This window comes from Embleya sp. NPDC056575 (assembly GCF_042793325.1).
GTDB lineage: Bacteria > Actinomycetota > Actinomycetes > Streptomycetales > Streptomycetaceae > Embleya.
Genome location: NZ_JBHTVA010000117.1, coordinates 1 through 22,400, shown reverse-complemented (window position 1 = coordinate 22,400; position 22,400 = coordinate 1). Strand labels below are relative to the sequence as shown.

21 protein-coding genes are annotated in these 22,400 nt (G+C 72.5%); 11 read left to right on the top strand and 10 right to left on the bottom strand.

Translation table 11 applies throughout. The annotated features are described in order from the left end of the window. Positions 1-9: 9 nt before the first annotated feature. Both ACFRCG_RS46490 and ACFRCG_RS46485 read right to left on the bottom strand, forming a co-directional pair. Positions 10-255 carry a hypothetical protein gene (locus ACFRCG_RS46490; protein ID WP_380042738.1) on the bottom strand — a complete coding sequence of 82 codons (246 nt, stop codon included), beginning with the start codon at positions 253-255 and terminating at the stop codon, positions 10-12. Positions 256-350: 95 nt separating this feature from the next. Next, entirely contained in the window at positions 351-764 is a 414-nt protein-coding gene (locus ACFRCG_RS46485) for a hypothetical protein (protein ID WP_380042737.1), read from the bottom strand. Between the two features lie 219 nt (positions 765-983). Between ACFRCG_RS46485 and ACFRCG_RS46480 the strand changes: the two genes are divergently transcribed. The 5 genes from ACFRCG_RS46480 to ACFRCG_RS46460 all read left to right on the top strand — a co-directional run bounded on the left by ACFRCG_RS46480 (position 984) and on the right by ACFRCG_RS46460 (position 4,838). Continuing rightward, the gene (locus ACFRCG_RS46480) at positions 984-1,595 is read left to right on the top strand and encodes a TetR/AcrR family transcriptional regulator (protein ID WP_380042736.1); all 612 of its coding nucleotides are present in this window, start codon (positions 984-986) and stop codon (positions 1,593-1,595) included. A 96-nt stretch (positions 1,596-1,691) separates the two neighbouring features. Then, positions 1,692-2,699: a hypothetical protein gene (locus ACFRCG_RS46475; RefSeq protein ID WP_380042735.1), complete on the top strand. Its 1,008-nt coding sequence runs from the start codon at positions 1,692-1,694 to the stop codon at positions 2,697-2,699. Positions 2,700-2,849: 150 nt separating this feature from the next. Beyond that, positions 2,850-3,770 carry a zinc metalloprotease HtpX gene (htpX, locus tag ACFRCG_RS46470; RefSeq protein ID WP_380042734.1) on the top strand — a complete coding sequence of 307 codons (921 nt, stop codon included), beginning with the start codon at positions 2,850-2,852 and terminating at the stop codon, positions 3,768-3,770. Next, positions 3,770-4,330 carry a hypothetical protein gene (locus ACFRCG_RS46465; RefSeq protein ID WP_380042733.1) on the top strand — a complete coding sequence of 187 codons (561 nt, stop codon included), beginning with the start codon at positions 3,770-3,772 and terminating at the stop codon, positions 4,328-4,330. The genes htpX and ACFRCG_RS46465 overlap by 1 nt, the downstream gene beginning before the upstream one ends. Before the next feature lie 274 nt (positions 4,331-4,604). Then, positions 4,605-4,838 carry a DUF2795 domain-containing protein gene (locus ACFRCG_RS46460; protein WP_380011617.1) on the top strand — a complete coding sequence of 78 codons (234 nt, stop codon included), beginning with the start codon at positions 4,605-4,607 and terminating at the stop codon, positions 4,836-4,838. A 31-nt stretch (positions 4,839-4,869) separates the two neighbouring features. On the opposite strand, the gene ACFRCG_RS46455 is transcribed toward ACFRCG_RS46460, so the two are convergent. From ACFRCG_RS46455 to ACFRCG_RS46445, 3 genes are read right to left on the bottom strand one after another with little or no spacing between them, the layout of a single operon-like run. Further along, the gene (locus ACFRCG_RS46455; protein WP_380042732.1) at positions 4,870-5,358 is read right to left on the bottom strand and encodes a hypothetical protein; all 489 of its coding nucleotides are present in this window, start codon (positions 5,356-5,358) and stop codon (positions 4,870-4,872) included. 22 nt (positions 5,359-5,380) lie between these two features. After that, positions 5,381-5,986, bottom strand: coding sequence for a DNA-binding response regulator (locus ACFRCG_RS46450; RefSeq protein ID WP_380042731.1), 606 nt, complete (start codon positions 5,984-5,986; stop codon positions 5,381-5,383). Beyond that, the gene (locus tag ACFRCG_RS46445) at positions 5,983-7,107 is read right to left on the bottom strand and encodes a sensor histidine kinase (protein ID WP_380042730.1); all 1,125 of its coding nucleotides are present in this window, start codon (positions 7,105-7,107) and stop codon (positions 5,983-5,985) included. The genes ACFRCG_RS46450 and ACFRCG_RS46445 overlap by 4 nt, the downstream gene beginning before the upstream one ends. Positions 7,108-7,236: 129 nt before the next feature. On the opposite strand from ACFRCG_RS46445, the gene ACFRCG_RS46440 reads away from it, so the two are divergent. Continuing rightward, positions 7,237-8,148: an ABC transporter ATP-binding protein gene (locus ACFRCG_RS46440; RefSeq protein WP_380042729.1), complete on the top strand. Its 912-nt coding sequence runs from the start codon at positions 7,237-7,239 to the stop codon at positions 8,146-8,148. Continuing rightward, positions 8,145-8,855, top strand: coding sequence for an ABC transporter permease (locus ACFRCG_RS46435; RefSeq protein ID WP_380042728.1), 711 nt, complete (start codon positions 8,145-8,147; stop codon positions 8,853-8,855). The genes ACFRCG_RS46440 and ACFRCG_RS46435 overlap by 4 nt, the downstream gene beginning before the upstream one ends. A 118-nt stretch (positions 8,856-8,973) precedes the next feature. Here the strand turns inward: ACFRCG_RS46435 and ACFRCG_RS46430 are convergent, their stop codons facing one another. The 4 genes from ACFRCG_RS46430 to ACFRCG_RS46415 all read right to left on the bottom strand — a co-directional run bounded on the left by ACFRCG_RS46430 (position 8,974) and on the right by ACFRCG_RS46415 (position 14,060). Continuing rightward, positions 8,974-10,143 (bottom strand): serine hydrolase domain-containing protein, encoded by a 1,170-nt coding sequence (locus ACFRCG_RS46430; RefSeq protein WP_380042727.1) that lies wholly within the window; start codon positions 10,141-10,143, stop codon positions 8,974-8,976. Next, positions 10,140-11,660, bottom strand: coding sequence for an amino acid permease (locus ACFRCG_RS46425; protein WP_380042726.1), 1,521 nt, complete (start codon positions 11,658-11,660; stop codon positions 10,140-10,142). Before ACFRCG_RS46425 ends, ACFRCG_RS46430 begins: the two co-directional genes overlap by 4 nt. 187 nt (positions 11,661-11,847) lie before the next feature. Continuing rightward, complete coding sequence (locus tag ACFRCG_RS46420) at positions 11,848-13,479, bottom strand: class I adenylate-forming enzyme family protein (RefSeq protein WP_380042725.1); 1,632 nt, start codon at positions 13,477-13,479, stop codon at positions 11,848-11,850. Beyond that, positions 13,476-14,060: a MaoC/PaaZ C-terminal domain-containing protein gene (locus tag ACFRCG_RS46415; protein WP_380042724.1), complete on the bottom strand. Its 585-nt coding sequence runs from the start codon at positions 14,058-14,060 to the stop codon at positions 13,476-13,478. Before ACFRCG_RS46415 ends, ACFRCG_RS46420 begins: the two co-directional genes overlap by 4 nt. Before the next feature lie 225 nt (positions 14,061-14,285). On the opposite strand from ACFRCG_RS46415, the gene ACFRCG_RS46410 reads away from it, so the two are divergent. The 3 genes from ACFRCG_RS46410 to ACFRCG_RS46400 all read left to right on the top strand — a co-directional run bounded on the left by ACFRCG_RS46410 (position 14,286) and on the right by ACFRCG_RS46400 (position 21,015). Continuing rightward, positions 14,286-15,506, top strand: a complete 1,221-nt coding sequence (locus tag ACFRCG_RS46410; RefSeq protein ID WP_380042723.1) for a PucR family transcriptional regulator — start codon at positions 14,286-14,288, stop codon at positions 15,504-15,506. Positions 15,507-15,758: 252 nt separating this feature from the next. After that, complete coding sequence (locus ACFRCG_RS46405; RefSeq protein WP_380042722.1) at positions 15,759-17,309, top strand: M4 family metallopeptidase; 1,551 nt, start codon at positions 15,759-15,761, stop codon at positions 17,307-17,309. Positions 17,310-17,559: 250 nt separating this feature from the next. Beyond that, a complete protein-coding gene (locus tag ACFRCG_RS46400; protein ID WP_380042721.1) occupies positions 17,560-21,015 on the top strand; it encodes a M28 family peptidase in 3,456 nt (1,151 codons plus the stop codon). A gap of 102 nt (positions 21,016-21,117) precedes the next feature. Here the strand turns inward: ACFRCG_RS46400 and ACFRCG_RS46395 are convergent, their stop codons facing one another. Further along, entirely contained in the window at positions 21,118-21,585 is a 468-nt protein-coding gene (locus ACFRCG_RS46395) for a MarR family winged helix-turn-helix transcriptional regulator (RefSeq protein WP_380042720.1), read from the bottom strand. Positions 21,586-21,775: 190 nt separating this feature from the next. Between ACFRCG_RS46395 and ACFRCG_RS46390 the strand changes: the two genes are divergently transcribed. Then, positions 21,776-22,342: a DoxX family protein gene (locus ACFRCG_RS46390; protein ID WP_380042719.1), complete on the top strand. Its 567-nt coding sequence runs from the start codon at positions 21,776-21,778 to the stop codon at positions 22,340-22,342. Positions 22,343-22,400: the final 58 nt, after the last annotated feature.

The window sequence follows — 22,400 nt, the reverse complement described above, 5'->3', positions numbered from 1 at the left end:
GAGCAGGGGTCAGTGCCCGGGGATCACGCCGGTCGGGTCGTGGCCGGCACCCGAGGCGCCCGGGACACCCGGGCTCCCCTCGGGTTCGGCGCGAGCGCCGGGTGGGTCGCCGACCACGGGGTCGGCAACCGGGGGCGGGGTCTTGGCGGTCGGGGTCTCGGCGGTCGGCGGCTCCGGGGCCGGGGCACCGGCCGCCGCGCGGGCGGCCTCGGCCCGGACCAGGGCGCTCATCAGCAGGTAGACGTCGAAGGGCATGGCGGAATCTCCCGTGTTCGCGGGCTGCGGAATCGGATCGGCACGCCTGCCCGGCCGATCGCCCACTACGGCGACGGCGGGGCGGCGGTGCCCGCTCAGCAGCGCAGGACCACTGTCCGCGCGGGTGTCGCCGGCCCCACCATCGGATTCGACGCGGTACAGGCGGCTGGCGCGTCCGGGTCGGCGGGCCGAAGTCCGCGCCTGCCGATCGACGTTGCGCTCGACGCGAAGACGGACGGGGGCCGCGACCTCAGGCCGGGCGGGGTACAGCCGGTCGGATCCGCCGGACCCGGCCGACCGCCCGAGTCCTCCGCAGGCGTGTCCTCGGCGTCGACGGGGGCCGCGTACCGGGTGGTACCGGCGGCACACCGATCCGGATCCCACCCGTCGACGCGCACCCCGGCACCGGCGGCGTGCGCCGCGTGCAACAGGGCCACCAGCGCGACGAGTACGACCACCAGGCGCACGCCGTGCCGCGACACAGCACCACCGGCCGTGACGCGCGCCATCGTGACCTCCTTCGGAACCGCCCTCCGAGAGAACCCCCGATTCCGGCCACGGGCACGCCGGCAAGGCCGAGAACCCCGGAATTTCACCCGATCCGGCGAACTCTTTCGGCCGACTCGAAGCCGCGAGCACATGCCGGCTCCTCGGGTCGCCGGTGCTCCGGTAAACGGATGAATCCTCCTAATGGACTACTCATCCGCTTTGCCGATAACGTCGCGCGCATGGACGACACGGCCTCCCCTCATCGCCCCACACGGCGCAAGGACGCGACCCGCAACCGGCGGCGCATCATGGACGCCGCGCGGGTGCTCGTGCGCGGGGGCAGGCCGCCGCAACTGAACGCGGTCGCCCTGGCCGCCGATGTCGGTGTCGGCACCGTCTACCGGCACTTCCCCACCCCCGAGGCGCTGCTGGAGGCACTGGCCGCCGACCGCTTCGCCGCGCTGGTCCGTCAGGCCCGCGAGGCAGCCGGACTGCCCGACCCGCGAAAGGCGTTGCGCGCCTTCCTCGGCGACGCGCTGGACGCCTACATACAGGACGAGGCCTTCGCCGCCGCAGCCTCCGACCCCGGCGCGGCCACCCCGGAGACGCTGGACCTTCGGGGCCAACTGCTGCGCGCCACCGGCGACTTGCTCGCCCGTACCGCCGACGCCGAGGTGCTGCGCCCGCCGCTGGGACCCGCCGACCTGCTGCTCCTGCTCCACGGCCTCGGCTTCGCCGTCCGCCACTCCCCCGACCGCGACGATCCGGAGCTGGCCGCCCGCTACCTCGACGCCCTGCTGACCGGGATACTGGTCCGGCCGCCGGCCGACGCACCCGTACCGGCGCCTTAGCCGACACCCGCGCGCGAGACCCGACGCCCTGCGAGGCCGGCCCGACACGGCACCGGATCACCCGAAGCGGACAGGTCCGCGGCCTATCGTGGCCGCGTGCACAAAACGCCTGTACCGGGACGGCGCGCGGTGGTACTCGGCATCGTCGCGGCGGCGACCGGTTGCTCGTCATCGGGAAGTCGGCACACCGAGCCGACGCCCTCGGGCAACCCGCCGAGCCGGAGCCCGACCGCGAGCCCGAGTCCGACCACGACCGGCACCGCGCCGGCCGCCCCTGCCGCACTGCCCGTGGCCACCGCCTGGGCACCCAACCCCGGCGACGTGCAACCCCACGTCAAACAGCGGGCGGTCACCCTGGTGTCCGCGCTCGGCACGTGGCCGCCGGGCGAACAGGGGGTCGCCGCCGCGCGGGCCCGGATCGCCGCGCTGGGATACGCCCCGGCCCTCGCCGACCAGGCCGGGCCGATGCTCGCGGACGCGCCGGAGGCCGTCATCGAGGTGGTCGACGCCCAGTACGGCGGCATCCTCGACAACACCGCCAGTGTCCTGGTCGTCTGCCGCTCGTGGATCCGCGGCGCGGGAGGGAGCACGGTGGCCGACGGCGTGACCGTAGACGTACGACTGAGCCGGGCCGAGCCCGACTGGACGGTCACCGCCCTGCACCCCTCGACGCCGGGAACGGCCGCCGCCACCCCTTCCGCCCAGGAGACCCGCGTCCTGGCCGACCCGCGCATCACGCTGCCGCCCGCCGCGGCCGCCGACCTGCGCGCCGGCACCGTCCACACATCCGTACTGACCGCACTGGAAACGCTCGCCGAACGGCACACCGTCGACGTGAGCATCCTGCGCTCCGGACACCCGATCGACGTCTTCGGCACCACCCGCCCCAGCGACCACCCCGTCGGCCGCGCCGTGGACGTGTGGCGCGTCGACGGCCGGGCGATCGTGGATCCGGCCACCCCACGATCCCTGGTCGAGAGCTTCATGCGCGCGGGCGCGGCGGCAGGCTCGTACAACGTCGGCGGCCCGTACCGACTCTCCGGCGCGGCCTTCTTCAGCGACGACACCCACCAGGACCACGTCCACCTCGGATTCCGCACCTGAACCCCCGACGCGTGTCTTCGAACACCCGCCGCGCCCGCCGGCGAGGCAGAATCGAAGTGGCGCCCGATTCGTTGGCTTTTCACCCGCTTGAGCGCTTCCCTCGGGCCATCCACGAGGCCCGCCGCCAGGTCCCCCACGAGGGAGGAATCGATGACCAGGACCAGCGCCGGCACCCGATTCGGCACCGATCGCGGCCTGGTGGGCCGCATGCTCGCCACCATGTTCCTGCTCGGCCTGCTCTACGTGGTCTTCGTGGGCACGCTCGTGGTCGTCCTGGGCCGGGCCTGGCCGATCGCGGTCGTCCTGATCGGCGGCGTGTTCGTCGCCCAGTTCTGGTTCAGCGACAAACTCGCCGCGTTCGCGATGGGTGCCCGCGAGGTCACCCCCGAGGAGCAGCCGGAACTGCACGGCGCGGTGGACCGGCTCTGCGCGCTCGCCGACATGCCCAAGCCGCACGTGGCGGTCGCCGACTCCGACGTGCCCAACGCGTTCGCCACCGGCCGCAACCGGAAGAACACGGTCGTGTGCACCACCACCGGGCTGCTCCGCCGCCTGGAGCCCGCCGAGTTGGAGGGAGTGCTCGCGCACGAGCTCTCGCACGTCGCGCACAAGGACGTCGCGGTGATGACGATCGCGTCCTTCCTCGGCGTTCTGGCCGGGCTGCTCACCCGCGTCGGTGTGCAGTTCGGGCTCTTCGGCGGGATGCGCCGCGACCAGAACACCGCGGTCCTGATGCTGGTGGTGACCGCGGTGAGCGTGGCCGTGTACGCGCTGAGCTTCGTACTGATCCGGACCCTGTCGCGCTACCGCGAGTTGTGCGCGGACCGCTCGGCGGCGCTGCTCACCGGGCGGCCCTCGGTACTCGCCTCCGCGTTGACCAAGATCAGCGGCACCATGGCCCGGATCCCGACCCGGGACCTGCGCCGGGCCGAGCCGTTCAACGCGTTCTTCTTCGCACCGGCGATCGCCTCCAAGGAGAGCCTGGCCAACCTGTTCGCGACCCACCCGACCCTGGAACGGCGGCTGGAGCAGTTGGCGCGGATCAGCGCCGAACTCGGCGGTGCCGCCTGATGGGCTTGTTCGACTCGCTCTTCGGCCGGAGCAGGGCGGTCACGCCCGATCTCGACCAGCTGTTCGGCCTGCCCTCGGCGGCGATCACGCTGGAGACGGCGGTCGGCTTCCGGCCCACCGGCGCCGGGGCGGTGTGTTTCGCCACGGTCGAGGGCGGCACGTTCGACCGGGTGCTGCGCGACCTGGACGAACTGCTCGACGGGTTGCGGAGCAGCCGGGACGACTACGGGTACACCTGGCTGCTCGCCGAACGGCCGCCGGCGGACACGGGGTCGCTGGTGACCGACCTGCACGCGATCAACTCGGCGCTGGAGGACGGCGGTTTCGGTCCGCAACTGCTCTGCTCGCTGGCCGCGTTCGGGCATCCCGACGGCCGCCGGCTCGCCCTGGTCTACCTGTACAAGCGGGGCACCTTCTATCCGTTCGCCCCGGTGCCGGGCGGGCACGAGAAGCGGGACAGCGCGTTGGAGCTGCAGGTGGGCGCGGCGGTGACCGACGATCTGCGACTCGAACCCGACCTGTCCCGGTGGTTCCCGGTGTGGGGCGCCCCGGGGCTGTGAGCGGCGCGGGCCGCTCGGGTCCGTGCCGGGTACATCCGGACCGGGTCGTGATCCCCATCGATGCGCGGGCGGCGTATTATAGCTCTCAAACCACAAGCTGCCGCCACACCGGGCTCCCGAGCCGCGACCACCACCTCGTGCTCGTCCGACCGGCGGCTCTTCGTGTCGACGCGCGACCCCGAGGGCGACACGGAGACCGGCCCCCGGTGTGCGCGGCGACACCGGCCGTCGATCGTCGCGCACCCGCGGTCGGGTGGATGTGTGTGGAGGAGCCATGAGGAGCATCGGCGAATCGACGACCGTGGATCCCGAGGTGTTGCACTGCGCGATGTTCGGTGTGCGGTTCCCCGCCCGCCCGGCGGCGCTGAGCGCGGCGGCCACGATCAACGGAGCCGCGGTCTGGGTGGCTCGGGCCTTGGCAGCCCTGCCGGAGCGCGCGTACGAAGGACCCAATCAGGTCTGCATGGCCCTGTGCGGTCGGCACGCGGGCCTGGATCCGGGGTTGTGAGGGCACCGACCGTGATCACCGCCGGATCGCCTCACCGCCGGATCGTCGACGGGGCCTCCACCTCCAGATATCGCCGACCACCCCTGCCCCGATACTCCAACACCACCCAGCCCAGCTCGCCCAACACCAGCGCGCACCCGTGCAGTGCCCGCTCCGCCTCGTGAGCGGCGCCGCTGCCGCGCGGGCCGGGCCATTCGACCCGGACCACCCGGGGGTGGTCGCCGGTGGTGACGCGGTATCCGGTGGCGGTCGGCTGTCCGCGCTCGTCCAGGGCGGACGGCGCTACGCCGGCGGCCTCCAGGGCCAGCGCGACGGCGCGCACCATCCGCACCCGCTCCCACTCGGCCGGCGTCGCGCGCGGGTCGACGGCGCCGCTGTTCACCACGTCGCGAATCCGCAGCAGCGCCTCGAACGCGTCCCGCACGGCCGCCGCGCGCTCCGGCGTGCCCACCACCGGTACGGTTTCCGCGCCGGTGGCCGGCTCGAAGCCCGCCGCCTCGGGCGATTCCCGGCCGGTCACCGTCGATCCCCCACCACGGCCGTCACAACCATCCGCGTTCGACCGCGTAGCGGGCCGCGGCGTGCCGGCTCGGGGCGCCCACCTTGATCATCGCCGAGGACAGGTAGTTCCGTACCGTCCCGGCGGCCAGGTGCACCCGGCCGGCGATGTCGCGCACGCTCAACCCCTCCCGGGTCAGCCGCAACACGTCCAACTCGCGCTCGGACAACGGGCAGTCCAGTATCAACGCCGCCGCCGCGATCTCCGGATCCACGTGCCGGTGTCCCGCGTGCACGTCGCGAATCACCTGGGCCAGGTGCGCGGCCGGCCGCGACTTGGGCACGAATCCGCTTACGCCCACCCGCAGCGCCCGGGTGAGCACGCCGGGGCGGGCGTGTCGGGTGACCATCACGATCCGGGTGTCGGGGCGCCCGGCCAGGATGCGGCCGGCCGCCTCCAGACCGTCGGGGCCGCCGGGCATCTCCAGGTCCATCACCACCACGTCGGGCACGTGCCGGGCGGCCTCGGCGATCGCGGCCGTCCCGTCGGCGGCCTGGGCGACCACGGTCAGGTCCGGCTCCAGGTCCAGGAGTTGGCCCAGCGCGCCGCGCAACATCGCCTCGTCCTCGACCAGCACCAGGCGGATCACGCGGGGGCCTCCGTACGGTCGGCGACATCGAGTCGGGCCACCACCTCGAAGACGCCGAGGCCGGCCGAGGCGCGCAACTCGCCGCCGTGGCCGCGCAGCCGGGCGTCCAGGCCGGCCAGGCCGGTGCCGCCGGGGCGCTTGCCGTGCGTCGCGCCGTCGTTGCGGATGGTGAGCCGGCGGCCGTCGGCGGACACGTCGATCGAGGCGGTGGTGGCCGCCGAATGCCGCAGGATGTTGGTCGTGGCCTCCCGCACCACCAGGCCGAACAGCGTATCGGCCCGGTCCGGCAGCGGTGGTGGGCCCGCGTAGCGGCACTCGATCCCGGCCGCCGTCAACACCGCCGCCGCGTTGGCCAGTTCGGCGGCGAAGGACACCTCGCGGTAGCCGTGTACCAGGTCCCGGGTGTCGGTCACCGCCTCGCGGGCCAACGCCTCCACCTCGCCCATCTGCGCGGCGGCGGCCGACGGGTCCATCTCGACCAGCCGCCGGGCGAGTTCGCTCTTGACCGCGATCAGGGTCAGCGTATGGCCCTGGATGTCGTGCAGATCCGCGGCGAACCGCAACCGTTCGTTGGCCACGGCCAACTCGCCCGCGATCCGGCGCGCGTCGTCGAGTTCGACGAACTGGCGCCAGACCCAGTCGTTGAGCACGCAGGTCACCGTCACACCGGCGGTGACGACGAGCGCGCCGATCGTCTGATCCGGAGCCTGCCTCGGCGACGGTCCGAGGAGTATCGGCAGCGCCACCATCACCGCCAGGCCCGCGGCCAGGACCCGCCACCGACGGCCGCGCGCGTACATCGTCAGCAGTCCCACGGCGGTGGCGAGCGGCATCGGCCAGGGGAATATCGCGTCGTGGGCCAGCGCCGCGGCGGAGACCCCGAGGGCCACCGCGCAGGTCACCACGAGGAGGCCGCGCGGCGGCGTGCCGGCCCAGTGCCGGGCGGTGGCGAACAACAGTCCACAACAGCCGACCGCGGCCGAAGCCAACGGCCACCCGTTGTCGCCGTGGACCGCCTCGACCACCGCGAGCACCGCGGGGATGCCGGGGACCAGCACCACGGCCGACAGCAGCGACCACGCGGTGAAGCGGCGTGCCCGTCGCATCGTGGAGGAGACCATGTGCCCAGCGTAGGTGTGCGGCCGAGGCCCGCTCCCGGTGATCGGTCATCGGCGGGCATGACATTTGTCAGCCGGGGAGCGGACACCGGGCCACTATCGAGCGCGGATGGCCGGGCACACGCTGGGGTCATGGATGCGACGATGATCGAAGTACGCGGACTGCGTTGTTCGTACGGCGGCTTCGAGGCCGTCTCGGGCATCGACCTCGACGTGCGGCGGGGCGAGGTGTACGCCCTGCTGGGTACCAACGGCGCGGGGAAGACCACCACGCTGGAGACCCTGGAGGGCCATCGCCGGCCGACCTCCGGGTCGGTGCGGGTGCTCGGCGGCGATCCGCGCTCGACGGCGGTGCGCTTGCGGACCGGGATGATGCTCCAGGAGTCGGGGTTCGCGGCCGAGTTGACGCCGATCGAGACGCTGCGGCTGTGGGGGCGGGTCGCCCGGCGCGAGGACGACGACGAGGCGTTGATCGACCGGCTCGGGCTGACCCGGCGGCGCGACGTCCGGGTGGACCGGTTGTCCGGCGGCGAGCGGCGGCGGCTCGACCTGGCGATGGCGGTGTACGGGCGGCCGGAACTGCTGTTCCTCGACGAGCCGACCGCCGGGCTCGATCCGCAGACACGCGATCTCCTGTGGGACCTGCTGCGCGAGTTGTCGGCGGGCGGCACCACGGTGGTGCTGACCACGCACTACCTGGAGGAGGCGAGCACGCTGGCCGATCGGATCGCGATCATGCGCGAGGGTCGGATCGCGATCGAGGGCACCCTGGCCGAACTGCTCGCCCCGTACCCCGCGCGGATCTCCTTCGACCTGCCCGACGGGCCGGCCGCGACCGATCTGCCGCTCGCGGTGGACGTGGCCGGCAGTCGGGGAGATCGGGTCACCGTGACCACCGACGCACCGGAGCGCGCCATGGCTACGCTGCTCGCCTGGGCGGACGGGCGCGGCGTGCGGCTGCGCGGCCTGGTGACCCGGCCGGCGACGCTGGACGACGTCTTCCGGGCCGTCGCGGGCCCCGCGTCGACTGGGGTAGCGGCGTGAAGGGCACCGCGTGGCGGGCCGTGGCCGCCGCCGAACTGCGCATCATGCTGCGCAACAGGGCGGTCGCGGCCACGGTGGTACTGGTGCCGCTGTTCGTCGCGTTCACCGCCCTGGCCTCGCCGACGCCGGACACGGTCGCGCATTCCGTGTTGTTCATGCTGCTGATCGGGGTGCACGCGACACTCGCCACCACACTCGCGGCCCGGCGCAAGGACCTGTTCCTCAAACGTCTGCGCAGCGGCGCGGACCCCGACGCGTCGGTCATCGTCGGGCTGGTGCTGCCGGCGATCCTGGTCACGTGCGGCCAAATCGTGGTGTTGGTGGCCGTGTTGTCGCACACCGCTCTGTCCGCGCCCGACAATCCGGCGCTGCTCGTCCTGGCGATCGTGAGCGGGGCGCTGATGTGTACGGGGGTCGCGATGGCCACCTCGGCGTTCACCGCGTCGGCGGAGCAGGCGCAGATCACCACGATGCCGTTCCTGGTCGTCGCCATCGGCGGCAGCCTGCTGGTCCGGGACCGTGCCCCGGAAAACCTGCGATGGCTCGGCTACCTGGTCCCCGGCGACGGCGTGGTGGACCTCGCGACCGGGGCCTGGGAAGGGATGGGCGTGGGCGCCGCGTTCCTGGCCCTGGCGTCGGTGACCGCCTGGACGCTGATCGGCGCCGTGCTCGGCGTCCGGCTGTTTCGCTGGGAGCCTCGGCACTGAGCAGAGCATGCCGCGGCACCGGGCGGGCCCCGGCATCGGGCGGACCTCGGCACCCAACGGCGCCGGCATCGGGTGGGACCGGGCGCCGAAGACGATCTCGGCGCCCGGTCCGCCGGGCTCAGGTCCCGCAGTGCCCGGGTGGGGTGCGGGTGCCCAGGGCGATGTCGAACGCGGAGACGAGCAGCGGGAGGGAGTCCGCGGTGGCCTGGTTGATCGTGCCGGTGACGGAGATGCGACGGTCGGGCAGATACGCCTGGAAGGCGCCGAAGAAGCCCTGGTGCAGCCAGACTTCCCGACCCCGGACCTCGAACCTGTAGATGCCCAGGGCCAGTTGTCCGTCCGGGCCGGCGGTGAGCATGGTCGCGAGGGTGTTCGGATCGCGGAACAGGCGGCCCTCGAACAGGCCCCGGACGAAGCGGGTCAGATCCGCCGAGGTGGCGACCAGCCCTCCGCCGCCGAAAGTATCGAAGGTGGGGTTGAAGTCGCGGGTGTCCACGTCGCCGATGTAGGCGTGGGACAGCGGGCCGCCGCGCGAGTGTTCCCAGTGTTCGAGGTAGGTGTCCCGCATGCCCAGCGGATCCAGGACGAGGTCCCGATAGACCCGGTGCAGCGGTTTTCCGGTGACCCGCTCGATCACGAAGCCGGCCAGCACATATCCGGTGTCGGAGTAGTGCGATCCGGTGCCCGGCGGGAAGTACGGAGTGCCGTGCGTGATCGCGTGGTCCACCAACTCGGCCGGGGTCCATGTGCGGCCGGGGTCCGCCCGTACCTCGTCCTGCCAGGTGGGGTCGGTGGCGTAGTCGTACAACCCGGCCGAGTGGTCGAGGAGTTGGCGCACCGTGATGCGCGCGCCGTAGTCGACGCCGCCGAGCACGTGTACCCGCTCCACCAGCGCCGGGTCGAGGTAGCGGCCGATCGATGCGTCGAGGTCGAGCCGACGCTGTTCGGCCAGGCGCAGCACGGTGGCCGCGGTCACCGTCTTGGTCACGCTGGCGGTACGGAACGTGTCGCCGACCCGCAGCGCGCGGCCACCGACGGCGAACTTCCCGGCGGCGTCGGCGAAGCGCAGCCCGGGCCCGCGAACGTCGAGGATCACACCGGGAATCGGGTCGCGCGCGGTATCGCCGACCAGTGCGCGCAGCTGCCGCTCGATCGACGGCCCGCACGGGCGGGCCGCGGTGGGGTCGGTCGGGAGGGCCGCGAAGGCCGTGCCGGGCAGCAGGGCGACGATCATGGCCGTACCAGTGAGCACGAGGGCCCGGAAGGACGAGCCGAGGTGGCGCCTCATCGGGACATCGTCCCCTCGGCACCGGTCGAGGCGGCGGGCACGCGTCGGGCCCGGGCGGTGCGTACCACGTCGGCGAGTACGAGGGCCGCGACGACGCTCAGGACGCAGACGACCACCGGCGCCGAGTCGGGCGAGGCGACCACGGCGAGGAAGACCAGGCCGAGCAGCACGAGCACGGCGATGCTCAGCCAGGGAAACAGCCACATCCGCACCGTGAGTTGCCTCGGATCCTCGCGCTCGAACCGTCTGCGCAAACGCAGTTCACTGGCCGCGACCACGAGGTAGAGCACCAGGGTGAGCAGTCCGGCCGACTCCAGGAGGAAGTCGAACACGTCCCCGGGGGAGATCGTGTACGAGGCGAGGATCAGTACGGCGGCGGCGATCGCGCCGCCGGCCACCGCCCCGGCGGGCACTCCCGAGGGGCGCAGCCGGGCGAGCCGGGCCGGGGCGTCGCGGCGGCGGGCCAGCGACATCAGCATGCGCGAGGAGCCGTACACGCCCGCGTTCAGGATCGAGGTGACCGCGACCAGCACCACCACGTCCATCAACCGGCCGGCGCCGGCGATGCCGAACCGGTCGATGGCGGTGGCGAACGGGCTGTGTCGGCCGTCGGTGGGCACCTCTCGCCACGGCACCACGGCCACGATCAGCGCCACGGAGCAGACGTAGAAGATCAGCACCCGCCAGGCCACGGTAATCGTGGCCCGGGCCACCTCGCGGGCGGGTTCGGCGGATTCGGCGGCGGCGATGGTGACGATCTCGGCGCCGAAGAAGGAGAAGACGACCACGACCATCGCGGTCGTCACGGCCGTCCAGCCGCGCGGCGCGAATCCGCCGTCGTCCCACAGCCCGGTGAGCCCGTGGCCCGCGTCGCCGCCGCCCCAGAACCCGGCCACGTACAGGATCGCCACCAACAGGAACCCGACGATCAGCGCGATCTTGACGCAGGCCAGCCAGAACTCGGTCTCGCCGAAGGTGCGCACCGAGACCAGGTTGGCGGCGGCCACGGCCGCGATCAGCACAAGCGCGCCGAGCCACAGCGGCAGGCCGGGGACGAAGGATCGCGCCAATCGGGCGCCCGCGACCGCCTCGAAGGCGATCACGGCGACGGTGAAGACCCAGTAGCTCCAGCCGACCACGAAGCCGGCCCGGTCGCCGAAGGCCATCCGCGCGTAGCCGGCGAACGAGTCGGTGGCGGGCCGCGCGGCGGCGAGTTCGCCGAGCATCCGCATCACGAGCACCACGACCAGGCCACCGACCGCGTAGGCCAGGGCGGCGGCGGGACCGGCGTCGCCGATCACCTTGCCACTGCTGACGAACAGCCCGGCGCCGATGATGCCGCCGAGGCCGATCATGGTCATGTGCCGCCGGCGCAACCCGGTCCGCAACCGTTCGCCGGAGCCGCCGGGGGCCTCGGGACCGGGCCCGGCCTGCGTACGCTCCGTCGCCGGAGTGGCGAACCGGTGGTCGGCGACCGGCGGTTCGGGCACCGGGGCCGGCGTGTCGGCGATGTGCATGAGGATTCCTCCCTGCTTCACGGACCTCGCGACGCGGTGCCGGGAGGCCGAACGATCGGGGGACGCACACGTGCGAGTGCGCGCAAGTGCGGGGCGGATCGAGGGTCGGATCGAACACAGCGGGTGGGGTCGGGTCGGGCGCGGCAGCGGGGTGGGGTCGGGCGGCGCCGCCGGCGGCCCCGCCGGCTCAGCTCGCGTCGACCGGTGCCGCGCCCCGCACGCCGGTGTCCTCGGCCCGGTCGCCCGCCGTCTCGGCGCGGGCTCGCAGCGCGCCCTTGTCGACCTTGCCGTTGGGGAGCAGCGGCAATGCGGCGCAGAGTTCGAAGACCTTCGGGACCTTGTAGTTGGCCAGGCGCGCGCGGACGTGCTCGCGCAACGCGGCCGGGTCGAGGCCGGGGTCGCGGGGGACGACGAAGGCGTGACCGATCCGACCCCACAGCGGGTCGGGGACGGCCACCACCGAGGCCGCCGCGACGCCGGGGTGTTCGTCGAGCGCGGACTCCACCTCGCGCGGCGCCACGTGGTAGCCACCGGAGCGGTACACGTCGGACATCCGGCCGTGCAGAATCAGGTTGCCGTCGGCCCGCAGCGTGCCGCCGTCGCCGGTGTGCAGCCAGCCGTCCGGGGTGAAGGCCGCCGCGCTCTCCGCCGGCAGCCGCCAGTAGCCCGCCATCACGAAGTCGCCGCGCACCTGCACCTCGCCCGCCTCGCCGACCGCGCAGGCGGCTCCGTCCGGTCGGGCCACCCGTACCTCGTAGCCGGGTTCCGGCCGGCCGACGGTTTCCACCAGGTCGGCCAGGGGCGCGTCCGGGTCGGAGTAGGTCACCGATCCGGTGGTCTCGGTCAGTCCGTACCCGGTGGACACCGCGGCGCCGATCCGGGCCAGCGCCTCGGCGGTGGCCGGCGGGCAGGCCGCCCCGCTCCACACCACCCGCCGTAGCGAGGACAGGTCGTGTGTGGCGAACCCCGGTGTGGCCAGCGCGAGTTGGAACATCACGGGGATCTGGCCCCACATCGCCACGCGTTCGCGTGCGATCAGTGCGAGCGTCTGCTCGGGATCGAAGTGCTCGGCGAAGCACAGGGTGCCGCCCTGAACGAGGGTGGATACGCACAGGTCGCCGACGCAACCCACGTGGTTGATCGGCAGGTTGCACAACACCCGTTCGCCGGCCGCCACATCCCAGTGTCCGGCCTGCACTCCGGCACAGCGGGTGAGGCCACGATGGGTCAGCAGCGCGCCCTTGGGTCGGCCGGTGCTGCCGGAGGTGTACACGAGCAGCGTGGGCGCGAGCGGATCGCGCGCGGCCCGGATCGGCGCGAGGTCGCGGCCGGCGCCGCGGGCGGTGTACTCGGACCGGGACACCCGCCGGGGCAGCCCGACTCCGACCGGATCGGGGGTGACCAGGGTGCGGATCGACGGTTGCCCGGCGATCAACTCGCGCAGGTCCGCCTCCCGCAGGTCGTCCCCGCGCGGTTCGGCGGCGGGAACGACCACCAGCACGCTCGGCTCGGCGTCGGCCAGCACGCGGCGCAGTTCGGCGACCCGATAGCGCGGGTTCAGGCCGAGCCAGATCGCGCCGAGGCTCGCGGTGGCGAGGAAGACCTCCAGGAACTCCGGTCGCGGCCCGGCGAGCATCGCCACCCGGTCGCCCGGCCCGACCCCGTCCGCGCTCAGCGCCCGAGCGAACTCCTCGACACTGTTCTGCAGTTCGCGCCAGGTGCGCGAGGTCTCGCCGAAAATCGCGGCCGGTTCGTGCGGACGACGCGCACTCCAGTGGCGCAGGTGGTCGTCGACGAACGGCAGGTCGGGGGCGCTCATCGGGTCGCCTCGTCGCCGGTGTCGGCCGGTTGGGCCAGGCCGAGCCAGCGGGCGACCACGGCCGGGCCCTCCGCGTCGTCGGTCTCGATCGCGACGTCGTAGCCGAGTACGATCCGCCCGTCCCGACCGGGCGCGTCCCCGGGTCGCGGGCGCACCTCGTGCAGGGTGAACCGCCCGCGCACCCGCGACCCGACCCGCACCGGCCGCACGAACCGCACCCGGTCGAAGCCGTAGTTGAGCGCGTAGCCCAGGCCCTCGGGCGGCGCGACCTCCTCGAGGAAGCGCACGCAGTGCGCCAGCAGGAACGAGCCCTGGACGATCGTGCGTCCCTCGAACGGGCTGTGTTGGCGAGCCCGTTCGGGGTCGTTGTGCAGCCAGTCCCGGTCGCCGGTCAGGTCCGCGTAGGCGTCGACCGCGGGCTGATCGATGCGCCGCCACCCGGTCACGCCCAGTTCGCGACCGACCCACCCGGCCGCGTCGGTCAGCACGAAGGGTGTGCCGGCCAACCCGGCACCCGGTCGGCCGGACCCGTCGGCGGAGGCCGGCATTCCGGTTTCGTGATGATGGGACGGCACGGTCATCGTAGGTCTCCTCGTTCGGGCGTGGATCTTCCCGGACCGGGCCCGCCGGCGATCAGGGCGCCGGCGGGCGGTCGGTCCCCGGCGTCGGCGGCGACCCGGCGGCGGGAAGTGCATCGAACGTACGGCGCCGATCGGGCACGATCCATGTGCCGGTAAACATCACCGAAAGCCATTCGGTGTGCGTGGTGACATCGCCGCGGGACGATCCCGGCCTACCATCGGAGCGTGTCAGCACCCACGGCCGGCCCCGATCCGGACGTCCCGCGTTTCCCGCCGCCCACCGCCGCGCTCGCCGAGGTCGCGACCCGACTGCTCGCCACCGGCCTGGACGCGCTCACCGTGGCCTTCGTGCGCGAGATCGCCCGCGACGAGCCCGCGTACCGCACCGGCCAGGTGCCCGCCCGCGACCTGCGCGACATGACGTCGCGCGAACTGCGCTCGGCGCTGGAGTATCTGGCCGGTGTCGCCGATTCGAGCCGGACCATGGACGGGCTGCGCGTCACCGGCCGACACCGCGCCGAACAGGGGCTCCCCCTCGACTCGTTGCTGCACGCGTACCGGATCGGCGGCCGGGTGTTGTGGAGTGGCATGGTCGCGGACGCGCGCGCGGCCGGCTCGCCCTCACTCGACGCGCTGCTCGACGACGTGGCGCGCGCCTGGGAGTTCACCGACATGGTGGCGGGCGCGGTGGCGCACGCCTACCGCGTCACCGAGGCCGCGCTGAACCGCCGCGACGACCGCCGCCGCGCCGAACTGCTCGACGCCCTGCTCTCCCCCACCGGCGCGACGGCCGCGCACGCGGAGGCCCTGGGGCTGCCACCCGCCGGCCCGTACACGGTCGTGGTCCTGGAACGCGGGACCGGCACCGGCATCCGCGCACACGACCCGGAATCGGCGCTCCGGCTACGCGGCGTCGAATCGGCCTGGCACGACCGCGGCGGCCGTACGATCGGCGTCGTCGCGCTCACCGGCCGCGACAACCACGTCCTGTCCGAGGCCGAACTGGCCGCGCTGCTGGGCCCGTTGATCCCGTCCCGGGTGGGCATCGGCCCGCGCTGCCCGAACCCCGCGGACCTGCCCGCCGCCGCGCCATTGGCCGACCTCGCGCTGCGCACCCTCGCCCCGGACCGGCCCGGCATCGCCGTCCTCGACGACCGCCTGCCCCAAGCCCTGCTCACCGCCCACCCGGACCTGGCCGACCGCCTGGCCCACCGCGTCCTCGGCCCGGTCCTGGCATTGCCCCCGGACACCCGGGATCGACTGCTCGGCACGCTGCGCGCATGGTACGACTGCGCCGGCTCCGTCCCGGCCACCGCCGAACGGCTCAACTACCACCGCAACACCGTGCTGCAACGCCTGCGCCGGGTCGAACAACTCACCACCCTGTCCCTGCGCCGGCCCGAGGACACGGCCGTCCTGCACCTGGCTTTGCACGCCACCCCGTAGCCCCCGATCGCCGGCCCACACGATCGCCGATGGCCGGTCGGCGAGGGGCGGGCGGCGAGGGGCGGGCGGCGCTCGACCGGGGCGCTCCAATCGCCCACTCCGCTCCCACAACTAGCCAGAATATGCCGATTGTTCGGCCTTCGTTGCCGCAGAGCCGTTCCGCTGTGAGGGTGTTCCTCGCTCGGGCGACGAACCCGGCGCGCCGGCGATCGGTTTCGTCGTCGCGGCCCGTCTTCCACCCGAGGAGCCTCGATGCAGCGCAGAACGCTGACGGTCGGGTCGGTCCTGGCCCTGCTGGTCGGCCTGGTGATCGGCACCACCACACCCTCGAACGCGACCCCGCCACCGAACTCCCCCGCCGCCGCCCGCGCCGCCGCGATCGACGCGGCCGACCGCGCCGTCTCCGGCGACTCGGGCAACCTCGCCAAGGCACCCGGCGAGCGGTACCGGCGGGGCATGGTGACACCCTGGCTCGACGACCTCTACTCGATCGCCTACACCCGCACCTATCGCGGCCTGCCCGTGGTCGGCGGCGACGCCGCCGTGTTGGCCGACGGCACCGGCCGGGTCCGGGCCGTGGAGACCGCCGACGGCCCGCGCATCGACGTACCGACCGAGCCGACCGTACCCGCCGCGACGGCCGAGGCGAGCGCTCGTGCCCGGCTGACCGCGGTGGAGCGGGTCGACGCGCCCCGCCTGGTGGTGCAACTCGGACCCGATGCGGCCCACTTGGCCTGGGAGACGGTGGTGGCCGGCCGGGTCGGGAACACGCCCGGCAGGCTGCACGTGTTCGTCGACGCCCGATCCGGTGCGGTGCTCGACGCGGCGACCTTCGACGACGTACGGGCCGGCACCGGGCACAGCAAGTGGAACGGCCCGAACCCGATCACCATCACCACCGCCTCCAGCGGTTCCACCTACTTCATGCAGGACCTGACCCGACCGGGCCTGAGCTGCGCCAAGTACAACGCCGGAGTGTTGACCAAGGCCGTCGACGACTGGGGCAACGCGGACCCGACCACGATCGAGACCGGCTGTGTCGACTCGATGTGGGCCGTGCAGAAGGAATGGGACATGCTCCGCGACTGGCTGGGCCGCAACGGGCACGACGGCAACGGCCGCACGCTCCCGGTCGTGGTCGGACTTCCCCAGGTCAACGCCTACTCCGACGGCTCCAAGGTGGTCATCGGCCACGACGTCAGGGGCCAATGGCTCGGCGCGATGGACATCGTGGGCCACGAATACGGACACCTCGTCGACGCGGCGACCCCGGGCTATCCGTTCAAGGAGTACGGCCTCAGCGAGGGCACCGGCGACATCTTCGGCGCGCTGACCGAGTTCTACGCCAACGAACCGGCGCCGTTCGACACCCCGGACTACACCGTCGCCGAGATGGTCGACATGGGCGGCGGCACGCCGCTGCGGTACATGTACAACCCCTCGCTGGCCGGCGACCCGAACTGCTACACCTCGCCGATGCCGCCGGACGAGCACAGGTCGTCGGGCCCGCTGAACCACTGGTTCTATCTGCTCGCGGAAGGCTCCAACCCCGGTGGCGGCAGGCCCAACAGCCCGACATGCAACAACTCCACGGTCACCGGTGTGGGCATCAAGATGGCCGGAAGAGTCTTCTACGGCGGCCTGTTGACGCGGCCGGCCGGCACCGACTACCGGAAGCTGCGCGTGATCACCGTCCGTGCGGCCAAGGCCCTCGACCCGACCTGCGTCACCTGGAAGGCGACCAGGGCGGCGTGGAGCGCGGTCAACGTCCCGCCCCAGGCGGCGGAACCGCTCTGCCCCTGACCTCGCCCCGGCGTCCGGGCCCCGCGCCACCGAGGCTCGGACGCCGCGACCGCAACAGGCCCCGAGCGACGGCTATTTCGCCAGTATTTGCTGGCCTCGCCGGAGCCCTTCGCGCGGCCCTTGTGTCCGTGTGAGTGTTTCGCTCGCTCGGGCACGAACCCGGCCTGCACGGTCGACCGCGGCGCTCACGAGGCGCGCGGTCCACGCCGGATTCGTGGTCGAGGTCTGCCTTCCCACTCGAGGAGCCTCGATGAATCGAAGAATGACCACGGCCGGAACCGTTCTGGCCATGCTCACCGGCCTCACCGTGGGCGTTGCGGCCCAGCCGGCGTCAGCCGACCCGCCGCAGCCCAGCTCACAGGAACTGGCGGTCTCCGCCGCCGACCGTGCCGTCTCCAGCGGCCTCGACACCCTCGCCAAGGGTCCCGACGAGCAGTACCAGCGCCAAGCCGTCACCCCGTGGATCAACGACCTGTACTCGGTCGCGTACCAGCGCACCTACCGCGGCCTGCCGGTCGTCGGCGCGGACGCCGTGGTGATGGCCGACGGCAAGGGCCGGGTACGGGCGACCCAGTCGTCCACCGACGCCCGGATCTCCGTACCGACCCAGCCCACCGTCGCGGCCGGCGCGGCCGAGGCCACGTCCAGGACCAAGCTGGCGAGCGTGGACCGGGTCGACTCGCACCGCCTGGTCGTCCGGGTCAAGGACGGCAAGAGCGCGCTGGCCTGGGAAACCGTGCTGATCGGCCGGACCGCGACCGCGCCCAGCCGCCTGCACGTCTTCGTCGACGCGAGCACGGGCACAGTGCTCGACCAGATCGACGACGTCAAGGCCGGCACCGGCAACAGCCAGTGGAACGGTCCCAACCCGCTCACGATCGACACCACCAACTCCGGTGGTACGTACTCCCTGCGCGACCCGAACCGGCCGGGCCTGACCTGCGCCGACTACTCGACCGGCCAGGTCTTCTCCAAGTCCTCGGACTCGTGGGGCAACGGCCAGGCGTCGAGCAAGGAGACCGGCTGCGTCGACGTCATGTGGGCGGCGCAGAAGGAGTGGAACATGCTCCGCGACTGGCTGGGTCGCAACGGGCACAACGGTACGGGTGGCAGTTGGCCGGTCAAGGTCGGTCTGAACGACGTCAACGCCTACTGGGACGGCTCGTCGGTTTCCATCGGCCACAACCAGGCCAACCAGTGGATCGGCTCGATGGACGTCGTGGGCCACGAGTTCGGCCACGGTCTGGACCAGTTCACTCCCGGCGGTGCGGGAACCGAGCCGGGTCTGGGCGAGGCCACCGGCGACATCATGGGCGCGCTGACCGAGGCGTACACCAACGAGCCCTCGCCGTACGACACCCCCGACTACACCGTGGGCGAGGCGGTGAACCTGGTCGGCCAGGGCCCGATCCGCTACATGTACAAGCCGTCCACCAACGGCGACCCCGACTGCTACAGCTCCTCCATTCCCAACACCGAGGAGCACGCGGCGGCCGGACCGCTCAACCACTGGTTCTACCTCCTCGCCGAGGGCACCAACCCCGGCGGCGGCAAGCCGACCAGCCCCACCTGCAACAGCACCACCCTCACCGGCGTGGGCATCCAGCAGGCCGGCAAGGTCTTCTACGGCGGCATGCTGCTCAAGACCAGCGGCATGACCTACAAGAAGTACCGCACCGCCACGCTCAACTCGGCCAAGACACTCGACGCGACCTGCGCACTGTTCACCAAGACCAAGGCCGCCTGGGACGCGATCAGCGTGCCCGCACAGACCGGCGACCCGACCTGCACCCCCGGCCCGGGTCAGAACGACTTCTCGATCACCCTCAACCCGACCGCCGGCACGGTGGCCCCGGGCGCGTCCGTCACCTCCACGGTGGCCACGACCATCACCAGCGGCCAGGCGCAGACGGTCAACCTGACCGCCTCCGGTCTGCCGAACGGTGTGACCGCCCAGTTCAACCCGGCCAGTGTGCAGTCCGGCGCCAACTCCACGCTGACCCTGTCGGCGAGTTCGACCGCCGCGGCGGGCACGTCCACGATCACGGTGACCGGCACCGGTACCGGCGCGACGCACACCGCGCAGTACACCCTGACGGTCAGCGGCACGTCCTCCCCGATCCCCGACGTCAGCGTCGCGAACGTACAGGCGCACCTGTCCCAGCTGAACACCATCGCGAGCCAGAACGGCGGCAACCGCCGTGCGGGCAGCGCCGGTTACACCGCGTCGCTGGCCTATGTGAAGGGTAAGCTCCAGGCGGCCGGCTACCAGGTCACCGAGCAGACCTGCACCTCCTGCACCTACCGCTCCAACAACCTGATCGCCGACTGGCCCGGCGGCCCCGCCGACTCCACCGTCATGTTCGGCGCCCACCTGGACAGCGTCCAGGCCGGCCCCGGCATCAACGACAACGGTTCCGGCTCCGCCACCCTCCTGGAGAACGCGCTCGTCCTCGCGCAGGCCAACCCGAACCTGACCAAGCACGTGCGGTTCGGCTGGTGGGCCGGCGAGGAACAGGGCCTCCAGGGCTCGCAGTTCTACGTCAGCCAGTTGAGTTCCACCCAGCGCACCGCGATCAAGGGCTACTACAACTTCGACATGGTCGGCTCGCCCAACGGCGGCTACTTCATCAACAACATCAACTCCGCCACCGCCGCCCCGATGAAGGCCTACTGGGACTCGCTGAACCTGCGTCCCGAGGAGAACGTCGAGGGCCAGGGACGCTCCGACGACTACTCCTTCCAGCAGGGCGGCATCCCCACCTCCGGCTACGCGGCCGGTGCCGACGCGGTCAAGACCTCCGCACAGGCGACCAAGTGGGGCGGACAGGCGAACCAGTCCTACGACTCCTGCTACCACTCCGCGTGTGACACCACCTCCAACATCAACGCGACGGTTCTGGACCGCAGCGCGGACGGCGTCGCCTACACCATCTGGAAGACCGCGGTCGGCGGCGGCAACCCCGGCAACGACTTCTCGGTCGGCGTCAGCCCGAACTCGGGCAACACCCAGCCGGGCGGCAACACCACCGCGACCGTCAACACCCAGACCACCAGCGGCAACCCTCAGACGGTGAACCTGACCTCCTCCGGCGCGCCGAGCGGCGTGAACGTGACCTTCAACCCGACGTCGGTCCAGTCCGGCGCGTCCTCGACGGTGACCTTCCAGGTGGGGGCCAACGTCGCGACGGGTACGTACCCGATCACCATCACCGGTACCGGCACCGTGCAGCACGCGACGACCTACACGCTGACCGTCGGCACCGTCAACCCGGGCAACTCGCTGCAGAACGGCGGCTTCGAGCAGGGCACCGCCAACTGGACGCAGAGCGCCAACGACATCACCAACAGCACGCAGGCCACCCCGCACAGCGGTGGCTGGTACGCCTGGATGATGGGTTACGGCAGCACCGCCACCGAGACCCTGAGCCAGGGGAACATCACCATCCCGGCCAACGCCACGCTGCGCGTGTGGGTCAAGATCACCACCGAGGAGGTCGGGAACACCGTCTACGACACCCTCGGCGTCCAGATCAACGGCACCACGCTGGCCACCTACTCCAACGCCAACGCGACCGGCACCTATGTGCAGAAGACCGTGGACCTGAGCGCGTACGCGGGCCAGACGGTCACCCTCCAGTTCTCCGGTTCCGAGGACGAGTCCGCGACGACCACGTTCTACGTGGACGACGTCTCGATCTCCTGACCCCGTCCCGAAAAGCACCGCACCACGAGTGACCGCCCCGCCCCCGGCAGCGCGCCGGGGGCGGGGCGCACCCGTGTCCGGGGCCCGCGCGCCGGCCGCGCCTCAGGCCCGGTCGTGTGCCCGCAGCCGGCGGCCGACCACGCCCAACGCCTCGGCCAGTACCGCCAGTTGCTCACGATCCAAGACGTCGATCAGGACCTCGCGCACCCGTGCCACATGCGCGGGCGCGGCGTCGCGCAACCGCGCGGACCCCTCGTCGGTCAGCACCGCGTAGACCCCGCGCGCCTGTTCCGGGCACGCGCGCCGGCGGACCAGGCCCAGCTTCTCCAACTGGGCGACCTGGTAGGTGATCCCGCTCTTCGAGGTGATCAACCGGTCGGCCAGTTCGGCCATCCGCAGTTCGCCGCCGGGCGCGTCCGCCAGGTGCACCAGGATCTCGTACTGCGGGTGGGACAACCCCGCCTCGTCCTTGAGCTGGCGCTCCAGTGCCCGGTCCACCCGGTGGCCGGCCTCGACGAAGCTCGTCCACGCGGCCATCTCCAGGTCGTCCAGCCAACGCGGTTCGCTCATGCGGCAACCCTACTCAGCTTGTCGAAGCCGGGGTCGGCCTGTAGCGTCGAAGTAGTTCAAATTTGAACTGGACCCGCCCGCAACCTCGCGGCGCGCACCGCCACACGTGGTGACACCGCGTGCGGCGCCGCCGCATGTCCGCACGCCGCAAGATCGCGCCGGCGACCTCGCCATCGACAGGAGCACCCGCATGTACTCCCCCGCCGAGACGACCCACCGCGACCCCGATCAGGCGACCCGCACCGCGCCGGCCGGCGCGCCCGCCGGATCGCCGCACGGCTACGACCTCGGCCTGGCCCTGCTGCGCGTCGTGGTCGGCCTGACCATGGCCGCACACGGCACACAGAAACTCTTCGGCTGGTTCGACGGCTCCGGCCTGGACGGCACCGGCCAGTTCTTCACCATGAGCGGCTACCCGTCCGGCAAGGCCATGGCCACCGTGGCCGGCCTCACCGAGACCTTCGGCGGCCTCGCCCTCGTCATCGGCCTGTGCACGCCCCTGGCCGCCGCCGGGATCGTGGGCACCATGATCAACGCCATCGCGGTCAAGTGGGACGGCGGCTTCTTCGCGCCGAAGGGCGTCGAGTACGAACTGCTGCTCACCGCGGCCGCCGCCGCGCTCGCGCTGACCGGCCCGGGCCGGCTGGCCGTGGACCGCTTCCTTCCGGTCCTGCGCGGCCACCGCGTGGCGTACGGCATGGCCGCCGTCGCGGTCGGTGCACTCACCGCCGGCGTCATCCTGATGTTGCGCGACTGAGCACGAGCGCACGAGCACGCCCCGAATCACCTGCGGCCGCCCCCGGGATCCATGGACC

Bases quoted from the DNA above. Each gene is read 5' to 3' on its own strand.
- ACFRCG_RS46390 (WP_380042719.1), top strand. From the start codon at position 21,776: ATGTACTCCCCCGCCGAGACGACCCACCGCGACCCCGATCAGGCGACC.
- ACFRCG_RS46480 (WP_380042736.1), top strand. From the start codon at position 984: ATGGACGACACGGCCTCCCCTCATCGCCCCACACGGCGCAAGGACGCG.
- ACFRCG_RS46465 (WP_380042733.1), top strand. From the start codon at position 3,770: ATGGGCTTGTTCGACTCGCTCTTCGGCCGGAGCAGGGCGGTCACGCCC.
- ACFRCG_RS46485 (WP_380042737.1), bottom strand. From the start codon at position 764: ATGGCGCGCGTCACGGCCGGTGGTGCTGTGTCGCGGCACGGCGTGCGC.
- ACFRCG_RS46490 (WP_380042738.1), bottom strand. From the start codon at position 255: ATGCCCTTCGACGTCTACCTGCTGATGAGCGCCCTGGTCCGGGCCGAG.
- ACFRCG_RS46400 (WP_380042721.1), top strand. From the start codon at position 17,560: ATGAATCGAAGAATGACCACGGCCGGAACCGTTCTGGCCATGCTCACC.
- ACFRCG_RS46430 (WP_380042727.1), bottom strand. From the start codon at position 10,143: ATGAGGCGCCACCTCGGCTCGTCCTTCCGGGCCCTCGTGCTCACTGGT.
- ACFRCG_RS46415 (WP_380042724.1), bottom strand. From the start codon at position 14,060: ATGACCGTGCCGTCCCATCATCACGAAACCGGAATGCCGGCCTCCGCC.
- ACFRCG_RS46420 (WP_380042725.1), bottom strand. From the start codon at position 13,479: ATGAGCGCCCCCGACCTGCCGTTCGTCGACGACCACCTGCGCCACTGG.
- ACFRCG_RS46460 (WP_380011617.1), top strand. From the start codon at position 4,605: ATGAGGAGCATCGGCGAATCGACGACCGTGGATCCCGAGGTGTTGCAC.
- ACFRCG_RS46405 (WP_380042722.1), top strand. From the start codon at position 15,759: ATGCAGCGCAGAACGCTGACGGTCGGGTCGGTCCTGGCCCTGCTGGTC.
- ACFRCG_RS46425 (WP_380042726.1), bottom strand. From the start codon at position 11,660: ATGCACATCGCCGACACGCCGGCCCCGGTGCCCGAACCGCCGGTCGCC.
- htpX (WP_380042734.1), top strand. From the start codon at position 2,850: ATGACCAGGACCAGCGCCGGCACCCGATTCGGCACCGATCGCGGCCTG.
- ACFRCG_RS46440 (WP_380042729.1), top strand. From the start codon at position 7,237: ATGGATGCGACGATGATCGAAGTACGCGGACTGCGTTGTTCGTACGGC.
- ACFRCG_RS46445 (WP_380042730.1), bottom strand. From the start codon at position 7,107: ATGGTCTCCTCCACGATGCGACGGGCACGCCGCTTCACCGCGTGGTCG.
- ACFRCG_RS46395 (WP_380042720.1), bottom strand. From the start codon at position 21,585: ATGAGCGAACCGCGTTGGCTGGACGACCTGGAGATGGCCGCGTGGACG.